This window comes from SAR86 cluster bacterium (assembly GCA_023703535.1).
Taxonomy (GTDB): Bacteria; Pseudomonadota; Gammaproteobacteria; order Magnimaribacterales; family TMED112; genus TMED112.
This window is the reverse complement of record CP097967.1, coordinates 947,613-967,428: the sequence shown is the minus strand read 5'-3', so window position 1 is coordinate 967,428 and position 19,816 is coordinate 947,613. Positions and strand designations below refer to the sequence as shown.

General features: G+C 34.0%; 17 protein-coding genes and 1 tRNA gene. 11 read left to right on the top strand and 7 right to left on the bottom strand.

The genetic code is table 11. The features are described 5' to 3' along the window. Positions 1–522 carry a menaquinone-dependent protoporphyrinogen IX dehydrogenase gene (hemG, locus tag M9B42_04970; protein ID URQ64121.1) on the bottom strand — a complete coding sequence of 174 codons (522 nt, stop codon included), beginning with the start codon at positions 520–522 and terminating at the stop codon, positions 1–3. A gap of 63 nt (positions 523–585) precedes the next feature. Here hemG and erpA point away from each other — a divergent pair, with 63 nt between their 5' ends. Continuing rightward, the gene (gene erpA / locus M9B42_04965; protein URQ64120.1) at positions 586–933 is read left to right on the top strand and encodes an iron-sulfur cluster insertion protein ErpA; all 348 of its coding nucleotides are present in this window, start codon (positions 586–588) and stop codon (positions 931–933) included. Here erpA and M9B42_04960 read toward each other — a convergent pair. Next, a complete protein-coding gene (locus M9B42_04960) occupies positions 926–1,918 on the bottom strand; it encodes an anhydro-N-acetylmuramic acid kinase (protein URQ64119.1) in 993 nt (330 codons plus the stop codon). The two genes, erpA and M9B42_04960, sit on opposite strands and share 8 nt — an antisense overlap. Beyond that, on the bottom strand, positions 1,918–3,147 hold the full coding sequence (locus M9B42_04955) for a M23 family metallopeptidase (GenBank protein URQ64118.1): 1,230 nt from the start codon (positions 3,145–3,147) through the stop codon (positions 1,918–1,920). Before M9B42_04955 ends, M9B42_04960 begins: the two co-directional genes overlap by 1 nt. A 26-nt stretch (positions 3,148–3,173) precedes the next feature. On the opposite strand from M9B42_04955, the gene tyrS reads away from it, so the two are divergent. The 6 genes from tyrS to M9B42_04925 all read left to right on the top strand — a co-directional run bounded on the left by tyrS (position 3,174) and on the right by M9B42_04925 (position 12,271). Further along, positions 3,174–4,376, top strand: a complete 1,203-nt coding sequence (tyrS, locus tag M9B42_04950) for a tyrosine--tRNA ligase (GenBank protein URQ64117.1) — start codon at positions 3,174–3,176, stop codon at positions 4,374–4,376. A 1-nt stretch (position 4,377) separates the two neighbouring features. Continuing rightward, positions 4,378–5,532 (top strand): saccharopine dehydrogenase NADP-binding domain-containing protein, encoded by a 1,155-nt coding sequence (locus tag M9B42_04945; protein URQ64116.1) that lies wholly within the window; start codon positions 4,378–4,380, stop codon positions 5,530–5,532. Between the two features lie 120 nt (positions 5,533–5,652). After that, a complete protein-coding gene (locus tag M9B42_04940) occupies positions 5,653–8,658 on the top strand; it encodes a hypothetical protein (GenBank protein ID URQ64115.1) in 3,006 nt (1,001 codons plus the stop codon). A gap of 60 nt (positions 8,659–8,718) precedes the next feature. Continuing rightward, positions 8,719–11,241: a TonB-dependent receptor gene (locus M9B42_04935; GenBank protein ID URQ64114.1), complete on the top strand. Its 2,523-nt coding sequence runs from the start codon at positions 8,719–8,721 to the stop codon at positions 11,239–11,241. A 3-nt stretch (positions 11,242–11,244) separates the two neighbouring features. Continuing rightward, positions 11,245–11,637 carry an arsenate reductase ArsC gene (locus M9B42_04930; protein URQ64113.1) on the top strand — a complete coding sequence of 131 codons (393 nt, stop codon included), beginning with the start codon at positions 11,245–11,247 and terminating at the stop codon, positions 11,635–11,637. Further along, positions 11,630–12,271 carry an aquaporin family protein gene (locus tag M9B42_04925; GenBank protein ID URQ64112.1) on the top strand — a complete coding sequence of 214 codons (642 nt, stop codon included), beginning with the start codon at positions 11,630–11,632 and terminating at the stop codon, positions 12,269–12,271. Before M9B42_04930 ends, M9B42_04925 begins: the two co-directional genes overlap by 8 nt. On the opposite strand, the gene M9B42_04920 is transcribed toward M9B42_04925, so the two are convergent. Genes M9B42_04920 through M9B42_04905 form a run of 4 tightly spaced genes read right to left on the bottom strand, consistent with a single transcriptional unit; the run spans position 12,249 to position 14,959 of the window. Further along, positions 12,249–12,512 (bottom strand): hypothetical protein, encoded by a 264-nt coding sequence (locus M9B42_04920; protein URQ64111.1) that lies wholly within the window; start codon positions 12,510–12,512, stop codon positions 12,249–12,251. The two genes, M9B42_04925 and M9B42_04920, sit on opposite strands and share 23 nt — an antisense overlap. A 38-nt stretch (positions 12,513–12,550) precedes the next feature. Then, positions 12,551–14,374: an alpha/beta hydrolase gene (locus tag M9B42_04915; GenBank protein ID URQ64110.1), complete on the bottom strand. Its 1,824-nt coding sequence runs from the start codon at positions 14,372–14,374 to the stop codon at positions 12,551–12,553. Positions 14,375–14,378: 4 nt separating this feature from the next. Beyond that, positions 14,379–14,720, bottom strand: a complete 342-nt coding sequence (locus tag M9B42_04910; protein ID URQ64109.1) for a hypothetical protein — start codon at positions 14,718–14,720, stop codon at positions 14,379–14,381. Further along, the gene (locus M9B42_04905; protein URQ64108.1) at positions 14,720–14,959 is read right to left on the bottom strand and encodes a hypothetical protein; all 240 of its coding nucleotides are present in this window, start codon (positions 14,957–14,959) and stop codon (positions 14,720–14,722) included. The genes M9B42_04910 and M9B42_04905 overlap by 1 nt, the downstream gene beginning before the upstream one ends. Positions 14,960–15,015: 56 nt before the next feature. Between M9B42_04905 and M9B42_04900 the strand changes: the two genes are divergently transcribed. The 4 genes from M9B42_04900 (at position 15,016) to M9B42_04885 (ending at position 19,798) form a co-directional block, all read left to right on the top strand. After that, positions 15,016–15,092 (top strand) — tRNA-Ile (locus M9B42_04900). A gap of 22 nt (positions 15,093–15,114) precedes the next feature. Further along, positions 15,115–17,151: a hypothetical protein gene (locus M9B42_04895; protein URQ64107.1), complete on the top strand. Its 2,037-nt coding sequence runs from the start codon at positions 15,115–15,117 to the stop codon at positions 17,149–17,151. Positions 17,152–17,224: 73 nt separating this feature from the next. After that, positions 17,225–17,494, top strand: a complete 270-nt coding sequence (locus M9B42_04890) for a hypothetical protein (protein ID URQ64106.1) — start codon at positions 17,225–17,227, stop codon at positions 17,492–17,494. A 42-nt stretch (positions 17,495–17,536) separates the two neighbouring features. Next, complete coding sequence (locus M9B42_04885) at positions 17,537–19,798, top strand: TonB-dependent receptor (GenBank protein URQ64105.1); 2,262 nt, start codon at positions 17,537–17,539, stop codon at positions 19,796–19,798. The last annotated feature ends 18 nt before the right edge of the window (positions 19,799–19,816 follow it).

The window sequence follows — 19,816 nt, the reverse complement described above, 5'->3', positions numbered from 1 at the left end:
TCAACTAATCTCTTGTGCAAATTTTTTAACCTGATTCCAGTTTGTAAACTCATAACTTTCATTCATATTTGTAGGGCCACTCGTAATCCACATAATAAATCTAATCATGTACTTATCGAAGGCGTTGTATTTTGGATAATCAATTTTGCCTGCAAATACCTCAATTTTTTTTGGTCTCCACTTAGATTTACGTAAAAATTTTGTAATGTAAGGATTTGTGTTTGCGGTATTCTTATCTTCCTTTCTCGCGACTGCATTCACACTGAAAAATGCATTATCTTTTTCATCAAGCAGGTCCTTATTTTGATCGACAAACTCGTAAAGATTTTTTCGATGGTCTCCATACCTTATGCTAGCTCCTATAACTATAGAATCACTTTGTTTAATTAAGTCTTTACTCACTTCTGAAATGCATTTTTTGGTTACACTTCTTTTTTCTCCAATCAGAGAGGATATTTTGTCAAGAATTTTGACTGTATGACCATCAACACTAGAGTGTATTAAAAGTATTTTTTTTGACATGTCTTCCTGAATTATAGTTCATTAACATTTTTTGTTAGAATTGTGCTGAGTTAATATTAATTTATGGAAGTAAAATCAAATAAAGCAACACCATTTGCACTATCGGACAGTGCTAAGAAGAAAATCTTAAGTCTTCAATCAAATGAAGATAAGAGACTCTTCAGAGTGTATGTTACTGGGGGAGGTTGTTCGGGATTTCAATACGGTTTTAAATTTGATGATTTAGATAAGGATGAAGATCACATCTTAAAATTTGATAATGAGCTTTCAATTCTTCTTGATGAGCTTTCATATCCATATATTGCTGGCTCTGTAGTTGATTATAAAGAAGACTTAATGGGTGCGAAATTTACCGTGGAAAATCCAAACGCTAAGTCAACCTGTGGATGTGGGGCGTCTTTCTCTATTTAGGAAAAAAAATTTCAGATCTTTTCTTATAAGCTAAGTAGGCAAAACCAGCCGATTCAACATATTTTGAAGGCACTCCAAAATCATCAGTTGTATGCAACTTCTTTTCAATTTTCTTTTCTATTCTTTCCATAAGAAAACTGTTTGAAGTTCCTCCACCATGAAAGATTACTTTTTCTGGCCTTTCACAAAATACAAAGAATTTAAATATCATTTCAGCAGTTACTTCTGTAAGTGTTCTAAAGAGATCGTTTAAAGGTAATTTCTTAAAACTTTCAAAATTTTTAAAAAAATATTCTGTGTAGACCTTTAGATCATCTGCCCTGGGATAGATATTTTCAGGAAAATTATTGATCAATTCCTCAAATAATTTTTTGTTAATTTTTCCTCTTGATGCAATTTTACCGTCTTTATCGAAATCAATATTTACAATTTTAGATGCTGCATAATCTAATAAACAATTTCCCGGCCCTATATCTGAAGCAATATTAATACCTGTATCTGAAAGATGTGTGCCATTTGCAATTCCACCAATATTGATAATAAGCTTTGTCTCAGAACCTTCTGAAAATAAAAACTCATGAAAAGCAGGTATTAATGGTGCTCCTTTTCCACCATTTTTGATATCCCAATTCCTAAAATCTGAATAAACTTTTATTCCAGTAGAGTCTGCAATTAATTGTGGGTTTCCAGCTTGTATACTTTCTGAATCTGTATGTTTAATTGTTTGTCCACTGAAAGCAATCCCACTTGGGGTATCTTTAACTTGTTCAAGTATTTTCTTAACAAGTTCAATCGATTTATTTGTTATTTCCTCATTTATTAATTCAGTACTTTGAAAATTTTTGTACTGTTTTGAAAAATTTATGGTTTGCAATTGATGAAATTTGAACGATTTTTTACTTTCTTCAAAAACATAGAGCCCACCATCTAAAGCATCCTTGCTTGTGCCAGACATTATTCCAATGAAGGCTGAATTATTTCCCATTAGATTGATGAAAGATTATTTATTAAACCTACTCTCTCCTTAGTTACTTTATTAAATGCAGCTTTATTATATTGGTTTATAGGTTGAGCATCGGGCATAGATACATTTACTGGATTAGTATGTTTCCCATTAATTCGAAATTCATAATGTAAATGTGGTCCAGTTGCTAATCCAGTAGAACCTACATAACCAATTACTTGTCCCTGTTTCACTCTCGATCCAACTTTAATACTTCTTTCAAAATTATTTAAATGTGCATATCTTGTTAAATATTTATTGAAGTGTTTTACATCGATAATATTTCCATACGAGTTTGAAAAGTTTGCTCTGACTACAATCCCATCTCCTGTAACTTTTACTGGAGTCCCAGTTTTTCCTCTGTAATCTGTTCCAGTGTGTGGTCTTATAGTATTCAAGATTGGATGTTTCCTTTTTAAATTGTAAGGCGATGTAATAGCGGCAAATTCAATAGGAGTTTTCAAGAAAGATTTCTTTACACTTTTACCATCCGCAGAGAAGTAGTCCTTTACCCCTTGTTGGGAAAATCTAAAAACAGAGAATTCTTTTCCATTATTTATAAATGTCGCAGCTAAAATATCTGAATTCCCAAGAAGTCTTCCCTCAAGATAAAATTCTGTATATAAAACCTTAACTTTGTCACCAACCCTTACATCGAATACAAAATCTATATCCCATCCAAAAACTATCATTAATTCATCAATAATATTATTTGGAACCTCAGCCTTTAAAGCAGATTCATACAATGATCGTTCAATTTTGTATTCTTTAAAAGCAACGTAAGAATTGAGGTTTGTTAATTTTTTTAATTTAAATCTATCTCCAGAAATCTCCATTAGATCTACTGCGGATTTTCCATCAAATTTTTTCAAGAATATTTTTTTACCGATATTTGAAAATATTATTTCATTGCCTGGCAAAAGAGTTTTAAAAGAATTTAAGTTCTCATCGTTTACGATTTTATTTATTAGCAAGGGATTAATTTTTAATTGTTTTAAGAGTGAGTAAAAAGTATCTCCCTTTTTAATTATATAAGTTGTCTCGTCAGTAGAACCTATTTGAATCGGCTTTGTATCATCATTGAAAGTTATACTCTTGCTTTGGTGGGTAACAATTTTGTTTTCAAAAATGTTGTTTGCTTTGAACATAAAAAAAACAATTGCTGCCAAAATTAGAAACAAAGCAAACTTTAAGCGATAATCAATATTCATGATGTTGATATTATATATAAAGCACTATGAATAATTACAAAGAACAACTTCAAATTATTAAACAAGGCATCGATGAGATTATTGGTGAAAAAGAATTAATAGCAAAATTAAAGAAAGGAAAAAAACTTAATATTAAAGTTGGTTTTGATCCCACTGCACCTGATTTGCATTTGGGACATACTGTAATTCTTAGAAAAATGAGGCAATTTCAAGACCTCGGTCATAATGTAGTTTTTTTAATTGGTGATTTTACTGGAAAAATTGGCGATCCAAGTGGTAAGAATAAAACTAGACCCCCATTATCAGAAAAAGAAATAAAAAATAATGCAGAAACTTATAAATCTCAGGTATTTAAAGTTTTAGATGACAAAAAAACAATTGTTGATTTTAATTCACGTTGGGGTAATAAACTCACTGCTACTGAGATGATAACTCTCGCAGCACAGTCAACTGTTGCAAGGATGATTGAAAGAGATGACTTTTCAAAACGTTATAAAAATAATCAGCCAATATCAATACATGAATTTCTGTATCCTCTAATGCAAGGATATGATTCTGTTTTTTTAAAAACTGATGTAGAACTAGGTGGAACTGATCAAAAATTTAATCTTTTAGTAGGAAGAGACTTACAAAAAAATGCACAACAAGAGCCTCAAACTGTAATTACCTTACCGTTACTTGAGGGCTTAGATGGAGTAAAGAAAATGTCAAAAAGTGAAGATAATTACATTGGTATTACTGAAGATCCTGATGAAATTTTTGGCAAAACAATGTCAATTCCAGATGAGATAATGTTTAAGTGGTTTGATCTCCTTAGCTTAAAACCTTTAGATGAAATATCTGCTCTAAAAAAAGCAATCTCTAAAGGCGATAATCCAAGAGACATAAAAATTCTTCTTGCTCTTGAACTCACAGAGAGATTTTCAAGTGAAGAGAGTGCCCAGAATGCAAAGGAAAACTTTTTTAAGAAATTTTCAAAAAATGAAATACCAGATAATATTCCAGAGAAAATTCTTAAGACTAAAGAGGCTATTCCACTAGCAAATATTCTCAAAGATATTGATATGGTATCAAGCACATCTGAGGCTTTAAGATTAATAAATCAAGGAGCAGTAAAAATTGATCAGCAGAAAGTTGAATCGAAAGATTATGATTTTGGTTTAGATGAAAAAAAATTAGTTCAAATAGGAAAGAAAAAATTTATATATTTAACTTTAAAAAACCATTGATATGAGTAGCAAAGATTTTGACTTAATTGTTTTTGGCGCAACCAGTTTTACAGGAAAGCTAGTTGTGGAATATTTAGATAATAATTATAAGGGTACTATAAGCTGGGCTTTAGCAGGGAGAAATAAAGAAAAACTTGAAGCAGTTAAAGAACAGTTATCTTGCGATGCACCAATATTAATTATTGATTCAGAATCACAAAATGATATTCAAAATGCTTTGTCTAAAACTAAATTAGTTATTACAACTGTTGGACCCTACCAGTTGTATGGAAATTTATTAATTGAAATGTGCGCTAAACTCGGCGTGGATTATGTCGATCTATGCGGTGAGCCTGGATGGATGTATGAAATGCAGAAATTTATTCCTGAAACTAAAAAAAGTGGCTCAAGAATAGTACACAGCTGCGGCTATGATTCCATTCCATCGGATTTAGGCGTTTTTTACATGCAAAATCTAGCTCAAGAAAAGTTTGGTGAAAGCTTGAAAGAGATCAAATGTAGAGTCGTATCTCTCAAAGGAGAATTTTCAGGAGGTACATTAGCTTCTTTAAAAGCAACAATGTCTAAATTGAAGACAAATCCTGATTTATTTCAAGTATTGATAAACCCTTTTGCATTATGTGAGGGATTTAAAGGTGCTGATCAACCACATGGAAATAAACCTTACTTTGATGAGATTACAAAAGAATGGGTCGCTCCTTTTTTTATGGCTCCCATAAATACTAAAAATGTGCATAGATCAAATTTAATGTTGAATTTCCCATATGGCGAAGAGTTTATTTATGAAGAAATGATTCCAGCAGGCAAGGGTGATGAAGGTGAAAAAGTTGCTAAAGCTATAGCCTCACATAACCCTCTTGGTAATGCGCCAAAGCCTGGAGAGGGACCTTCAAAAGAAGTAAGAGATGCAGGATATTATGAGATGTTATTTCTAGGCCTTAAAGATAATGAAATTAAATTAAAAGTATCAGTCAAAGGTCAGGGCGATCCTGGTTATTCTTCTACTTCAAAAATGATAACAGAATCAGCACTTTGTTTATTAAATGATTGTTCAAATCTTGAGGGAGGAATATATACGACTGCTCCAGCATTTGGATTTAAACTAATAAAAAGATTAGAACAAAATAATGTCATGCATTTTTCTTGTGTGAATTAATTTTTACCAGCCTGTCACATTGTTCACATTCACATATCAAATTTTTCAAAATTGTTTCATTTTTTAACTTTTTTGCAACACAAAATAAATAAATTCAAGAAGTAACTTTTTGGAGATTTTATGAAAAGATTTCTTAATCCTATTGTCATTATTTTGACAACATTATTCGTTGCTGCCTGTGGTGGTGGTGGATCAGATAGCCCAGCTCCTGCTCCTACGCCTGCTCCTACGCCAGCTCCTACGCCTGCTCCTACGCCTGCTCCTACGCCGGCTCCTACGCCTGCTCCTGATTGTCCAGTTGGTGAAGATAGTGGAGTAGATACTGTTGATTTAGATGGTGCATCGAAATCAGTATGTCTTTTAACTTTCCCTGAAACAGCACCTATCACGGGTGATGTTAGTTTGGATAACTCAGCAATATACGCTTTGAACGGTGCAGTTTTTGTTGGTAATGGTATAAATGCAGATGGTACAGATGCTGGTGCGGATGGAGTATTAAATATCTCAGCTGGTACAACAATTGTTGGTACTGCTGGTGCAGGTTATACAAATGCAACTGCATGGGTTGCTTCGTTGGGCAGTTCTGTATCAGATTCTGATGTAGATTATCTTGTAGTTAAACCTGGATCCAAATTAAATGTTTCTGGTTCAGCTAACGCGCCTGTAGTCATGACAGGAGCAAGTGACCTTACCGGAGAAGTCACTGATGGTGCTGAAGCACAATGGGGTGGTTTAGTTATTTCTGGATTAGCTACTCAAAATAATTGTAATGTTGCAGATTTAGGAACAGCAGCTTGTACAGCTTCTGGTGAAGGTGCATCTGGTTATTACGGTGGCACTGATGATGCAGATAACTCAGGTAGTATGAAGTACTTCCAAGTTAAGTATGCTGGTTATAAGTTTACTAATGAAGATGAATTGAATGGAGTTGCTTTCCAAGCAGTAGGTTCAGGAACAGAAGTTGATTATATACAAGTCCATAATGGTTCCGATGATGGTATTGAGTTCTTTGGTGGAACAGTAGGTATAAAACACTTCGTTGTAACAGGTGCCTCTGATGACTCTGTAGACTGGACAGATGGTTGGAGAGGTTTTGCACAATATGGAGTTGTAGTTCAAACACTTTTCCCAGCAACAGATGCTGCAAGGTCAAAAGATAATGTAATTGAGGCTGATAATCTTGGAAGTGATATGGACAGAGCTCCAAGATCTTTCCCTAAAATGTCTAATGTAACTTTTGTTCAAGATTATGGTGGAGATACATTGCTCCTTAGAGAAGGTACAGGAGCATATATTCTTAACTCAATAATTGCGGGAAATCCTGATGATTCAAGCTATTGTCTAGATATTGATGATAATGAAACTTATAAGCATGCAGAATCATCTATGAATGGAATCAGATTTGAAGGTTCTATCTTTGATTCAGTGAAATGTGGTGATATGGCTGCATCACCTGGATTCTTTGATCCTTCAAGCAACGATACCGGTGCTGATGTTTTTGATGCAGGAGCAGTGTTACTGGCACAGCCCGTAGTTCAATTCGCGGCTACAGGGTTACATGGTTCCGCAAGAAATGCTGCTTACCTATCACATCCGTTAGTTAATTCTTATTATGCTGACTCCATAAGAAATGCTAATAACTATGATGCTAATTTGGAAAGCACAGATTTTATTGGTGGTGTAAAAAGCGATGCAGACGACTGGACTAAAGGTTGGACTTTTGGTCTTCATATTAAAAACATGAACAGTTACTGTCCGTATGGCACTGCCTTAACAACTATGAAAGACGGCGGCGGAGCAGCCTGTGAACTTGTTGCTTCTAATCTTGCTGATAAAAATATTAGGCTTATCGGTGGTGGTTTGCCGTATGTTATGAAAGGTAAGCTAGTTGTTGGTGACGGAACAGATGCTGGCGCACAGTATCTACAAATAGATCCAGGTGTAACAATTTACAGTGATTCTGTTGCTGGTGAAGGTGCATCTACAGATCTTGATTATGTCATTGTGCCTGTATATTCAAAAATGCTTGCAAATGGTGCTCCAGGTGCTCCTGTAACATTTACTACAAGCAGAGAGGTAAGAACTTCTGGTTCAAGTGATAGCTCAACTTTAAACGATAACATTACTGCTGATTGGGGTGGGTTAGTCTTTAATGGACTTGCTTATCAAAATAAATGTAATTTTGCTGACTTAGGTTCTGCTGCGTGCACTGCTTCTGGAGAAGGTGCTTCAGGAACATATGGTGGTACAAATGATGCTGATAACAGCGGCAATATGTTCTATACAGTTGTTAAATATGCTGGAAGAAAATTCAATGCCGAGGATGAATTAAATGGTATTGCTTTTCAAGCAGTTGGCAACAAGACTGAACTTGATTATATCCAGACTATGAATACATCTGACGATGGTATTGAGTTCTTTGGTGGCTCAGTAAACGCAAAACATTTATTTGTAGTTGGAGCTTCTGATGATTCTATTGACTGGACAGATGGTTGGAGAGGAAAAGTTCAACATGCTATTATTTGGCAGAGATATGACTCTACTAATCAGACCTATTCTATCGACAGGTCTATAGAAGCAGATAACTATGGAAGTGATATGGATAGAGGTGCAACAAACTCTTTTGGAGCACCATTGTTGTTTTCATATCCAAAATTTGCAAACTTAACCATTGTTGGCGATACCTTGGCAACTAATGACAAAACAGGGACCGCTATTCTCCTTAGAGAGGGAACTGGTTTTGATGGTAACAACATGGTTGTTGCTTTAGATCCGCATGGTTGTTTGGATGTTGATGATGACACAACATATGACTTTAATGGCGATGGTACAGGTGAAGACTATCTCAGCTTTAAGAAAGCATTCTGGTCGTGTTCATCTTTAACACTTACAACTGAAGATGGAAGTGGACCAACAATAGCTCAAACCGAAACAATGATGACAAAGAATGGATCTGCAGCAGGTACTAATTCTTTGACAGGTTATTGTAATGGCGCGAATGAGAACGCAGTTGTAGCTGACGATCTATCTGCTGATAGTTTCTTTGATGCTACTTCGCACATTGGTGCATGTTCGGGATCAAGTGCAGATTGGACTGCAAATTGGGCTGTTGATCCATCAAATTAATTTTAATTAATTTATTTTGCTACCCCAAGTAATTGGGGTAGCTTTTTTAGGGTGCTAAATATGTATAGAGTTTTATTATTATTGCTTTTAATACCTTTGATTTCCGCTCAAGAAAACCAGGAGCAAATTGAAGAGGTGAAAGTTTCCGTAAGCTTTATTCCAGACGAAAAAAGGGATACAAGCGAAATTTCAAGTGTCATTACTGCTGAGGCTATTAGTATTGCAGGAGACAGTGAAGCATCAGATGCTTTAAAAAGAGTTACTGGTTTAAGTCTTGTTAAAGGAAAGTATGTTTTTGTAAGAGGGTTAGGTGAAAGGTATTCTTCAGCTTTGTTGAATGGAGTTTTATTACCTAGTCCTGAACCTCTAAAACGTGTCGTGCCTTTCGATATTTTCCCAACATCTGTATTAGAAAGTGTGTTGGTTCAAAAAACTTACTCGCCACAATATCCTGGAGAATTTGGTGGAGGAGTTATAGATATGAGAACAAAAGTCCTCCCTGATGAAGAGTTTTTTGAATATGGCTTTTCTACAGGATATGACTCATTGGCTACAGGAAAGGATGCTCCTACAATGGAAGGATATAATGACGACTGGACGGGTTTTGATACTGGATCAAGAAACCTACCTTCTTCTCTTTCTCCTATATATGCAAATGGAGATTTTATTTCTCTTGCATCTGCTTCATATGCTGAACTTGTAACTGCAGGTCAAAATTTTGGAGGTCAATGGGCCCCACAGATTAAGAGTTTGTCTCCGAACTTTGGTTTTGATTTTTCATATGGGAATTCATTTGATAATGATTATGGAAGATTTGGTGTTGTTATCAGTGCTGGTTATGATAATTCAAATTCATACATACCTGATATCAAAAGAACAAACTATGCTAGGGGTTCTGGTGAAGAATTAGTAGGCAGAGATACGTATGACGTTAAAAAAACTAATAATCAATTGGATTCGAACTTACTTACAACTTTTGGTTGGGACATAGATGGTCTCAACTATATTCAATTTACAAGTTTATTAGTAAGGAAAACTGACGATCGCCTCACTGAAAGTAATGGAAAAAATATTGAAGCTGACTTTTACGGTTTTAATACAAAAATTGAATGGGTAGAGAGGCAAATTAATTCTAATACTATCTCAGGAAAACATGACCTTAGTTCTGGTCTTGCTATTGATTGGCGCTTGAGCCATGCAGACGGCAAGAGATGGTCGCCTTTCGAAAGAGAATATTTCTATGAGTGTGATGCTGCATTTATTCGAGATTGTGGAGGTGTCTTAGAATTTTCAAGAAGATCAGACAGTAATTCAACACAGTTTTCATGGTTAGATGATGATGCTGATGAGGTTGCTATCGATTTTGTTTATCCTTTCGAAACAACTGAGAGAACAATAGATTTTAAGTTTGGTTTAAAACGACTCGAAAAGTCTAGAATTACTGATGTAAAAAGATACAGATTTTTACCAGATTTTGTAAACGGCTCCCTATTTGCTTCACGAGAGTTTAGATTACAACCCATTAATAAAATAATGGCTCCTGAGAACTTCCGTCTTGATAGATCAGGATTGATTCTTCTCGAAGAGACTTTGAATACTGATAATTATGAAGGTAATTTAGAAATTGATGCCTTTTACTTCTCTTTTGAAACAATGGTTAACGATAACTTGAGCATGAGTGCAGGAGCAAGGCAGGAAAACTCAGAAATGGAAGTTATAACTGAAAGTTTTTTTGGAGGGCAAGACTTTTCTACTGCTAATGATGATTTAGATAAATTACTACCAGCTATAACATTAACTTATGAAATTGAAAACAATATGCAATTTAGGTTCGGTTATAGTGAGACAGTATCAAGACCACAATTTAGGGAAATGTCTCCAGTTTTATTTAGCAACTTCGAAACAGACAGATTAGAAAGAGGATTTTTAGGTTTAAAATCCTCAGAAATTACGAATTATGATCTGCGTTATGAGTGGTATTTTGGTTTTGATGAATTTCTTACTCTTTCGTATTTTAAGAAAGAATTTATAAACCCTATAGAACAGGTTTTAGAGGCTGCAGCTACAACTAGTTACGTAAGTTATAGAAATGCGAGTACAGCTGAACTCGATGGAGCTGAATTTGAATATCAAAAACAATTCGGTGAGTTAATACAGGGATATGATTTTTTTGGAAAAATAAATTTCACTTATACAGAATCAAATGCTGTAACAAATCCAGAGTTTGTTGTTTTGTCATCTTACGATGATAGACCGCTTGTAGGTCAACCAGAGGATATTTTAAATATTCAGTTAGGTTATTATGCAGCCGATGATTCTAGATTTAGTATTATATACAACGATGTAGGGGAGAGAATTAGAGAGTTAGGATCGGATGTCATTCCAAATGTTCTTGAAGATCTACCCCCATTACTTGATATTGTTTATAAAAAATCATTTCAAGCATGGAATGGAGATTTAGATGTCACTGTAAAGCTTCGAAATCTACTAGAAGAGCCATATGAGGCACTTCAGGGCAATCAAGTCTTTGAATCTTATTCAACTGCTTCGTCTGCTTCAATTAGTTTTAAATACAGTTATTAAAGATTGAAAGATAAAGTTTTATTTGTCTGTATCGAGAATGCTTGTAGAAGTCAAATAGCTCAGGCTTTGACTGACATGTCATTTCGCACCCAACTGCAAGCATTCTCGGCTGGTTCACATCCAGCAGATCAGGTGAATCCAAAAGCTATTGCTTCTCTTAAAAGATATGGAATAGAAGTAAGCAATTTAAAACCAAAATCTGTAGGTGATTTTATTGGTGAGGATTTTGATTTTGTTATAACAATGGGTTGTGGGGATGACTGCCCATATTTTCCTGGTGCAATAAATATAGACTGGAATATACCTGACCCAAAAAATATGAATGAAAAAGAATTTGACGAGGTAAGGGATATGATTTTAAGAAATATTTTAGATCAATTTAGTAAAGATGATTAAAAATATACTTTCTGAATTCTTAGGAACACTTCTATTAGTTTGTATAGTTGTTGGTTCTGGGATTATGGGTGAAAATTTATCATCAGGAAATGATGCAATATCACTATTAGCAAATTCTCTAGCTACTTTTTGGGGATTATATTTTTTAATAACAATTTTTTCAGTTAATAGCTCGCACTTTAACCCTGCTGTATCACTTGTAATGCATATTAGGGGAGAAATTAAATTTTTAACATTCCTATTTTTTGTATTTGCTCAGTCGTTAGGTGCAATGCTGGGAGCTATTTTAGCCAATGTAATGTTTGGATTTGAATATATAGAATTCTCAGAGAAGCCTCGGACAGGTTTAAATATTTGGCTTTCTGAAATTGTAGCAACTGCAGGTTTGTTGATTGTAATATTAGCTTCTCCAAAAGATAAAGTTGCAATTATGGTTGCCTCATTTATTGGTGCAGCTTATTGGTTTACCTCTTCGACATCTTTTGCAAATCCAGCAGTTACTTTCGGAAGAATTTTTTCAGACTCTTTTGCAGGAATAAGCCCATACGACTTTCCAATGTTTGTTTTAATGCAATTTGTTGGTTGCTTAGCTGGACTAGGAATTTATAAAATTATTTTTCCTCAACAAGATTAGCTTCTTCATCAAATTTGCATATCATTTGTGCAACAACTTCACCCTCAACAGCTAAATTAAATTTAGCTCTTCCTTCCATATCTCCAGTCACAACACATTTCTCAATTGTTTCCTGAACAATTTGTCTCACAATGTCTGTAAGCTGTTCGACGGTAATATCACTTATTTTTTTTTCATTTAAATCATCTGATGCAATGCATAAAGAAAATAGAGATGCAGTAATTAAAATTAATTTTTTCATAACAATTAGATATTATTAAAAAATAATAATTAAAGCCCTTAAATTGGTAAATACACTACAGTATTTGTTGAGAGAATCATTATAAAAATTAGACATGTCACTATAGGGCCAAGCAAAGATCTACCAGTCATGTAAAAAAAGATCCTATTGAAATAAGGCAAAATAAACATTATCGGAACAATACCAAATAATAAATTTACACTTAGCCAATTTGTAGTCCAAAAAACTTCGCCTGTAAAACCATAAGTAATATATTGAATGACTATTATTAAAATTAATCCGGCAGAATTAGCAAATCCTGCAATTAACCTTGATAGCCATTCGGGCTGATTTTTAAATCTCATACCACCATTTACTCTTAAAGAATTTGAAAAGAAAAAGACAAAAAAGAAAGGGAAGTACATTGCTAAGACTAAAAGCATTTCAGGTTGAAAAATCCTTACACCCATAAACCAAAATCTATAATCAATGTGAAATAAGAAGTAAATTAAAAAGAGTAAAGAGAAATACACAATAAAAATTATTAAGCCCAGTAAGATGGTTTTGTATATGTCCTTGAAAGAGAGCTCTAAGCCCCAAGAATTAATTTTTACTCCGTGTTTCTTTCCAAAAAAATAATACGTAACTAAGAAAAGCAATATTCCAATTGAGCCATTCAAAAGTGCCCAGAGCATAACTGAGTTATTCATTCTTTGTGGAAAAAACCAAGTAAGTTGTCTTGTGGCAGCTTCCGGAAAAAGTGTTTTTGCAACCTCAACAAGAGGAATAAAAGTAACACATGCTATTCCAGCACTTACAAAAAAGACTGACCAAAATATAGTTTTTCCTACTCTATTTTGAACTGGCAAAGCTTCAGGTATAGGTTTAACAAGTGTCTTAAAGAAATTAATTTTCAGTAGTGTTCTTGTTAAGGGAATTAAAAGCCAAAAGGAGATGATCATATTTAATAAAGTAAAGAACTCTTTCCATTGCCAGATTTGATCATAGGTATCAAGTTTTATTGGAGCACCAAATACAGTTTCAAAATAGGCTAATTGGTTAGCAGTTGCTTCTGCATTGTAGGGTTGAAATGGATGAAGTAATTCTTCATTAAAAATTACTCTGAGTGTATTTGACTCCAAGTCACCATAATATTTCCCTAATTCAACTTCAGAAATATGCTCTTCTTTCTTTAAACCGCTGTTAACTGTACGTAAAGATTCTGGAGCGATTTTCATATTTGCCGCATCCCAATTTTTTAAATCATTCCTAAATGAGCCCTCATCGTACAATGCGTAACTTACCCCAACATTAGATCTAACATCTTTTAGGACATCATCTCGAAGTGTTAAAACATAGCCGGAAACGTAAACAGAATGCAGAAGACTCTTCTTATTTTGTTCGTCTGCTTTCTTTCCAAAATAATTTGCACCTCTAATTGCTGCATTCCCTCCCATAGAGTGTCCAGTTGAGCCTAAAAGTTCTTTATTAATGAAATTAAAGTCAGAGCTTTCATTAACATATTCTATTAAAGCGAACATACCATAGCCTTGTGTTGTTGCTGCAATCCTGCTTCTTGAGGAGCTTGATAGTCCTTGCGCATATGGATCTATTAAACCCACAACATAACCTCTTCGTGAAAGCTCTATAGCAATATTAGAAAGCGCCTCTTTTGATCTCTGAAAGCCAGGAATAATTGCTATAAAAGGAACCCTATTTGTTTCTGAGGCAATCTTAGGTTTATATAAATCATAATAAATATACTGGCCATCCCCTGTATCAAGTTTTTCTAGCGTTATTTCTGTTTTGCCAAAGTTAAACTGTATAAGTGATGCAAGAAAGGAGCATACAAGAAGAATTGTAAATCCTGTTCTTAGACTCATGATTTTAAAGTTTGGGAAATTTATCTATATCTGAAATATCTTCTAATTTTGAGGGAAGTTTATTAAATGATTTTCTTGCCTCCACTATTTTTTCAGCTTTTTGCCCCCACACAAAATCTTTTAAAGAAAATACAATCCAAAAAACCAAAATAAGCTGTGCAAAGGTATAGATTGCTGTGATTATACGTAGTGTTTTAGGTGTCAACAAAAGCTCGGGAGCTGCCCATTTCGAGTGTATTAATTCAAAAGTAAAAAAAAGAACAATAGCAAGAAGAATTCTAATTAAAATTCGTCCATTAGCTATGATGAAAGTCATAATTCCTATATCTCTTATCGCCTTAAACATCACCACCAAGGCATGAAGCCCATAAGAACCATACCCAAACCTCCTGTTTTCCACATTCTTTCAACTAACTTTTCCTCCTCCTCTTTAACAATTTTTCTCCATTCTTCATGAGAAAAATCTTCTACTTTTTTGCCATACCTAATTGATGTTTCTTTGGCATTTTCAATTGCCTTGTCTCTGATTTTTTGCTTAACTTTTTTTGATTGTTTCGAAAAAAATTCTTGTACTTTTTCTTTCATTTTTAAATTATAAAGCTATTTTTATACTATCAAAGGTCATATAATTGTCTCTCTTCGGGTCTGTAGCTCAGTTGGTTAGAGCGCACCCCTGATAAGGGTGAGGTCGCCGGTTCAAATCCAGCCAGACCCACCATTTTTTTTGATAAAATCTAAAGATGATTAAAATCCTCAATTCAGAGAATAAGACAGACAAAAGAGCAGCAGAGCAAATAAAAAATATGATGTTGAAATTATGGCCTGATCTTGAGGATGATAAAAATTCTAATGTCCAGTTTCATTGCTCTACACAAACACCAGCTGGAAAGACTAGAGATATAGATCTCACTATAATTCTAAATTTTTCAGAACCTAAAATTTTAAAACCTACTTGGATAAAAAATGTTGGTACAAATTACAGCTTTCTTAAAGAAATCCAAGTAAAGAATTTGTGTATGGCGGTTGAGGTTAAACCACAAGATCCTAAAGATATCAAAATAATCGATGGTAATATTTTTGTTGAATATAATGGCCATAAAAAAAACGTAAAAGAACAAAGTGAAAAACAAAAATTTTCTCTTCAAAGTAGTTTTGGAAAAGATTCACCCTTTGTAACAAGGCTTATTTACTTAATGAGTGCCAGAGAAAATAATTTTCCAAAAAATATAAAACCTCAGTTTTGTGCTTGTATGAGAGATTCCAATTTTGAGGATATTATTCAAATAGCAATGACTCAAAAAGCACCTTTATTAAAAAATAATGGCAGAACAGCAATATTTGAATCAGGCAAAGAGTTATCAATAAAAAATGCACTTGATTCTGATATGTTTAAAACCATTGAAGTTTCAAAACTTACTAAACAAAAAGTTGACCAGATTACAAAATTAACATCTAGACTTCCAAACCGAAAAGATTGGATGAAAAATCTCGGGAAGAAACAAATTATTCTCCGAGGAAGGGGTGGAACAGGAAAAACATATCAAATGCTCAGCTGGGCTTATGAGGAATATATTGAGAATAATAAAAAAAGCTTATTCATTACTTATAATCATGCTTTAGCTGGAAATATAAGAATACTCATTGATGCTATGGATAAAAATAAAGGTGGATCAGGAGTAGAAATTATAACAATTCAAGCATTAATGACTAAGATAGCAAATCTTATAGATTTTGAACTTAGATTTGATGAAGAGCGTAAAAAGTATGCAAGTGATCTTTTGGATATTTATAACGAAATAGCTGAAGATCCCTTAAGTCCTATTGAAGATGTTAGTTATAGTGAATTTTGGTTAGACATTCTTGAAAATAAAATTGATGATGAGTTAGCTTCATTACTATCTGTAGATTATGTTTTTGTGGATGAAGGACAGGATGTAAAGCCAGCGGAGGCCTCAATAATACAGCTGATTTTTGGTCTGAACAAAATAGTTGTTTCTTATGGCATTAATCAATATACAAGAGATTTTTTTAACATAGATTATGAGGAATTAGATTTTGATTGGAGCATTCGTAAGAAGGGTAATTTTCCAGAAAACCTTGTAGCAAGACATACTTTAAGAACAGTGATGAGGTTGAGTGAAAATTTAAATGCTTTTGTCGAGCTACTGAATGATAAGTTAGGTATTGAAGATTTAGATGTACGGCCCTCAGATCAATTTCTTGGAGGAAAAGTTATAGTTTATGAGGGAAATTTAATGCAAGATAAAAAAACTACTTCAGAAATTTTTAATAATGCTTACGAAGAAGGCTGTTCAAATTCAGATATTCTTTTTTGTGTTCAATCGCAGAAAGGAAGATATGAAGATTTAAAAGATTATTGCAAGGAACAACAAATCCCCGTCTGGGATGGAACTTTAAAGGAAATTAGAGAGGAACATATACCTGAGGCAGATGAGGTAAGAGTGGTTCAATATATGTCATCTAGAGGACTTGAAGGCTGGTCCGTAGTATGTCTAGACTTTGAGCATTTCTGGGGAAAAATATATAACCATGTAATTGGTGAATTGGGGGATATTTTTGAATTATCTAGTAAATCGAAGTCAAATGAACTTTTAAAAAAACAAATGATAAATTGGCTTATGATTCCCTTAACAAGACCAATGAAAATTTTGTATATTCAAATTGAATCAAGATATTCAGAGATAGGTAAAGTTTTATATGAAATGCATGAAGAACTTGATGGAATCATTGAATGGAAGAGAGAGAATTTGAAATAGAACGAAGGAGTTTAATTCTAAATTTTTTTTAAAGCGTCTTTGTTTAATTCAAACAATAGAGTAATATTTCGATATGTCTAAGAAGAGTTTTTCATTCATATCTTTAGCTGCATTGATTTTTGTAGCAACCATTACATTTGACTCACTTAGCCATGCAGATGATTATGTTGATAATCATCAAGAAGTTGAGTGTTATGTTTGTCATACTGAAATTGAGGCTACCGCTTCTGTTGAAGTAGAAAAGATAACCACTAAACTTTATTTTATTGAACTTGATCTTGATGAATATCTTCTAGCTATCAATTTCGATTACTTCCTTACAAGAGCCCCTCCACAAAGATAAAGATCCCAATTATTTAAATTTTAATTTTTTAAAGGAGGTAAAATGAAAAATTATTTTTTAACACTTTTATTAAGTGTTTTTATACTAAATAACTTACATGCGCAGGAAGACGTAGAGGAAGTAGTTGTTACTTCATCACTTACATCTTCAGCTTTAGCAGATATAGAAGATCCTTTACACGTTGTTGAAGGTGATGATATCGACAGTTCTGCTACACAAAGTCTTGGTGAAACCTTAGATGATCTTCTGGGAGTCTCATCTCAAGATTACGGAGCTGCTGTCGGCAGACCTGTAATAAGAGGTATGACAGGTACAAGGGTAAAGATTCTAAACAATGGTTTTGTAGTTCAGGATGTATCTGGAATGGGCGGTGACCATACTAACGAAATTGACTTTAATGATATTAAACAAGTTGAGATAGTAAGAGGACCTTCATCTTTGCTTTATGCAAAAGGTACTGTTGGAGGAATTATTAATATTGTTGATGATTTAATAGCTAAAAAGGGTTTTAATGAACAGGAAATTAATCTTGGACTTGAAACACAAAGCGTAAGTGAAGGCGATTCCCAAAGCTTTTCATACAAAAATAACATTGCCGGTTTTAATGTGAGCCTTGCTTTTAAAGATTCAAGTTTTGGCAATTATGACATTCCTGATGGAGCTGTAATTCATATGGAGGAAGAACATCATGAAGATGAAGATCATGATGAGGACCATGAGGAAGAACATCATGAAGATGAGGAAACAAGTTTTCTAGCAAATTCTGATGCTGCAAAAACTGCTCAAAGGATTGGCATCTCCAAAACAGGAGACTGGGGATACTTTGGTGTTGGTTTCAGAGATCAAGAAAGCGTTTTTGGTCTTCCATACCATGTTGAACCACCCGGAGCGCACGGTGATGAACATGGTGATGAGCACGGTGATGAAGATGATCATGATGAGCATGGAGAAGAACGAATTTTTTCATCAACAAATTCAGAAGCTTTTGATATTCAGGGTGCCTACATGGTTAAAGGTGAAGTCTTGAAAAAAATTATGTTCAATTTTAGAGATACTGATTATATCCATACTGAGCAACATATGGAGATGGAAGAAGACCATGATGAACATGAGGATGAGGAAGAGCATGATGAACATGGTGGCCATGGAGGACCTACAAGTTTTCTAAATGATGCAACTGAGTTTTCTACAGTTTTCGATTTTGGGAATGATGTAGTTTCAAGAAAGCTAATGATGTCTTCAATTAATAGCGACATGGCTGTTGTTGGATCAGAAGCACATATGGCTCCAGTGACATCTGAAATGTTTATGCTAGGTTATTACACTGGTACAAACTTCGATGTTTATGACGTTAAATTTGGATTTAGATTTGACAAAATAAATAGACAAGGCGGCATCATTCATCATGAGGAAGAACATCATGAGGAAGATGATCATGGTGAAGAAGAAGAGCATGAAGAAGAGATTGACTACTATGATCTTGACTTTAATGAGTATAGTTATTCTTTCAGTCTAGGCAGAGAATTCTCTGATAATCTTGGAGCAAGTATAAATTTTGCGTCTGTAGCTAGAGCGCCTGGCGGCATGGAGTTATTCATGAATGGCCCACATTTAGCACGAGGTAGATTTGAAGTTGGTGACCCAGATTTAGATGTTGAAAATTCAAATAATATCGATGTTACTTTTGATTATAGAAATGGTGATTATTATGGATCACTCGCAGTCTTTAGGAATGATGTAAATAAATTCCTATATCTTCAAGATGTGGAAGAACATCATGATGAAGATGATCATGATGAAGAGGGTCATGACGAAGATGAACATGATGATCATGGTGGTCTTCAGAGAGCTGAGTATATGCAGAAAGATGCAAAATTTAACGGATATGAATTCCAATTTGGAAGAAAAATTGATCTTGCAAATGGTTATTTAGATTTAAGTTTTGGAAGAGATGCAGTAAATGGAAAATTTTCAGATGGTACGAAAGTATCAAGAGTAGTGCCGGCTAGAAATATCTATTCTGTAAAGTATGCAAATAATGATGCTTATGAATTGAAAGTTACTCTCAAAGATGTGGCGAAACAAGATGACATAGGTGAAGACGAAACAGTAACAAGTGGATTTCGAATGTTAGATTTAAAAGCAATGAAAACATTTGATTTCGCAGCTGGTTCAGAACTATCAGTTTCTGTTTTTGCTAATAACATTCTTGATGAGGTAGCAAGAAATCATACGTCTTTTGTTAAAAACGAAGTTCCTTTACCAGGAAGGAACGTAGGAGTTAGATTGAAATTAAATTTTTAATATATTGATGGGTTATTA

Excerpts from the sequence above, each read along its gene's own strand:
- hemG (URQ64121.1), bottom strand. The coding sequence starts at position 522 with ATGTCAAAAAAAATACTTTTAATACACTCTAGTGTTGATGGTCATACA.
- erpA (URQ64120.1), top strand. The coding sequence starts at position 586 with ATGGAAGTAAAATCAAATAAAGCAACACCATTTGCACTATCGGACAGT.
- M9B42_04960 (URQ64119.1), bottom strand. The coding sequence starts at position 1,918 with ATGGGAAATAATTCAGCCTTCATTGGAATAATGTCTGGCACAAGCAAG.
- M9B42_04955 (URQ64118.1), bottom strand. The coding sequence starts at position 3,147 with ATGAATATTGATTATCGCTTAAAGTTTGCTTTGTTTCTAATTTTGGCA.
- tyrS (URQ64117.1), top strand. The coding sequence starts at position 3,174 with ATGAATAATTACAAAGAACAACTTCAAATTATTAAACAAGGCATCGAT.
- M9B42_04945 (URQ64116.1), top strand. The coding sequence starts at position 4,378 with ATGAGTAGCAAAGATTTTGACTTAATTGTTTTTGGCGCAACCAGTTTT.
- M9B42_04940 (URQ64115.1), top strand. The coding sequence starts at position 5,653 with ATGAAAAGATTTCTTAATCCTATTGTCATTATTTTGACAACATTATTC.
- M9B42_04935 (URQ64114.1), top strand. The coding sequence starts at position 8,719 with ATGTATAGAGTTTTATTATTATTGCTTTTAATACCTTTGATTTCCGCT.
- M9B42_04925 (URQ64112.1), top strand. The coding sequence starts at position 11,630 with ATGATTAAAAATATACTTTCTGAATTCTTAGGAACACTTCTATTAGTT.
- M9B42_04920 (URQ64111.1), bottom strand. The coding sequence starts at position 12,512 with ATGAAAAAATTAATTTTAATTACTGCATCTCTATTTTCTTTATGCATT.
- M9B42_04915 (URQ64110.1), bottom strand. The coding sequence starts at position 14,374 with ATGAGTCTAAGAACAGGATTTACAATTCTTCTTGTATGCTCCTTTCTT.
- M9B42_04910 (URQ64109.1), bottom strand. The coding sequence starts at position 14,720 with ATGTTTAAGGCGATAAGAGATATAGGAATTATGACTTTCATCATAGCT.
- M9B42_04905 (URQ64108.1), bottom strand. The coding sequence starts at position 14,959 with ATGAAAGAAAAAGTACAAGAATTTTTTTCGAAACAATCAAAAAAAGTT.
- M9B42_04895 (URQ64107.1), top strand. The coding sequence starts at position 15,115 with ATGATTAAAATCCTCAATTCAGAGAATAAGACAGACAAAAGAGCAGCA.
- M9B42_04890 (URQ64106.1), top strand. The coding sequence starts at position 17,225 with ATGTCTAAGAAGAGTTTTTCATTCATATCTTTAGCTGCATTGATTTTT.
- M9B42_04885 (URQ64105.1), top strand. The coding sequence starts at position 17,537 with ATGAAAAATTATTTTTTAACACTTTTATTAAGTGTTTTTATACTAAAT.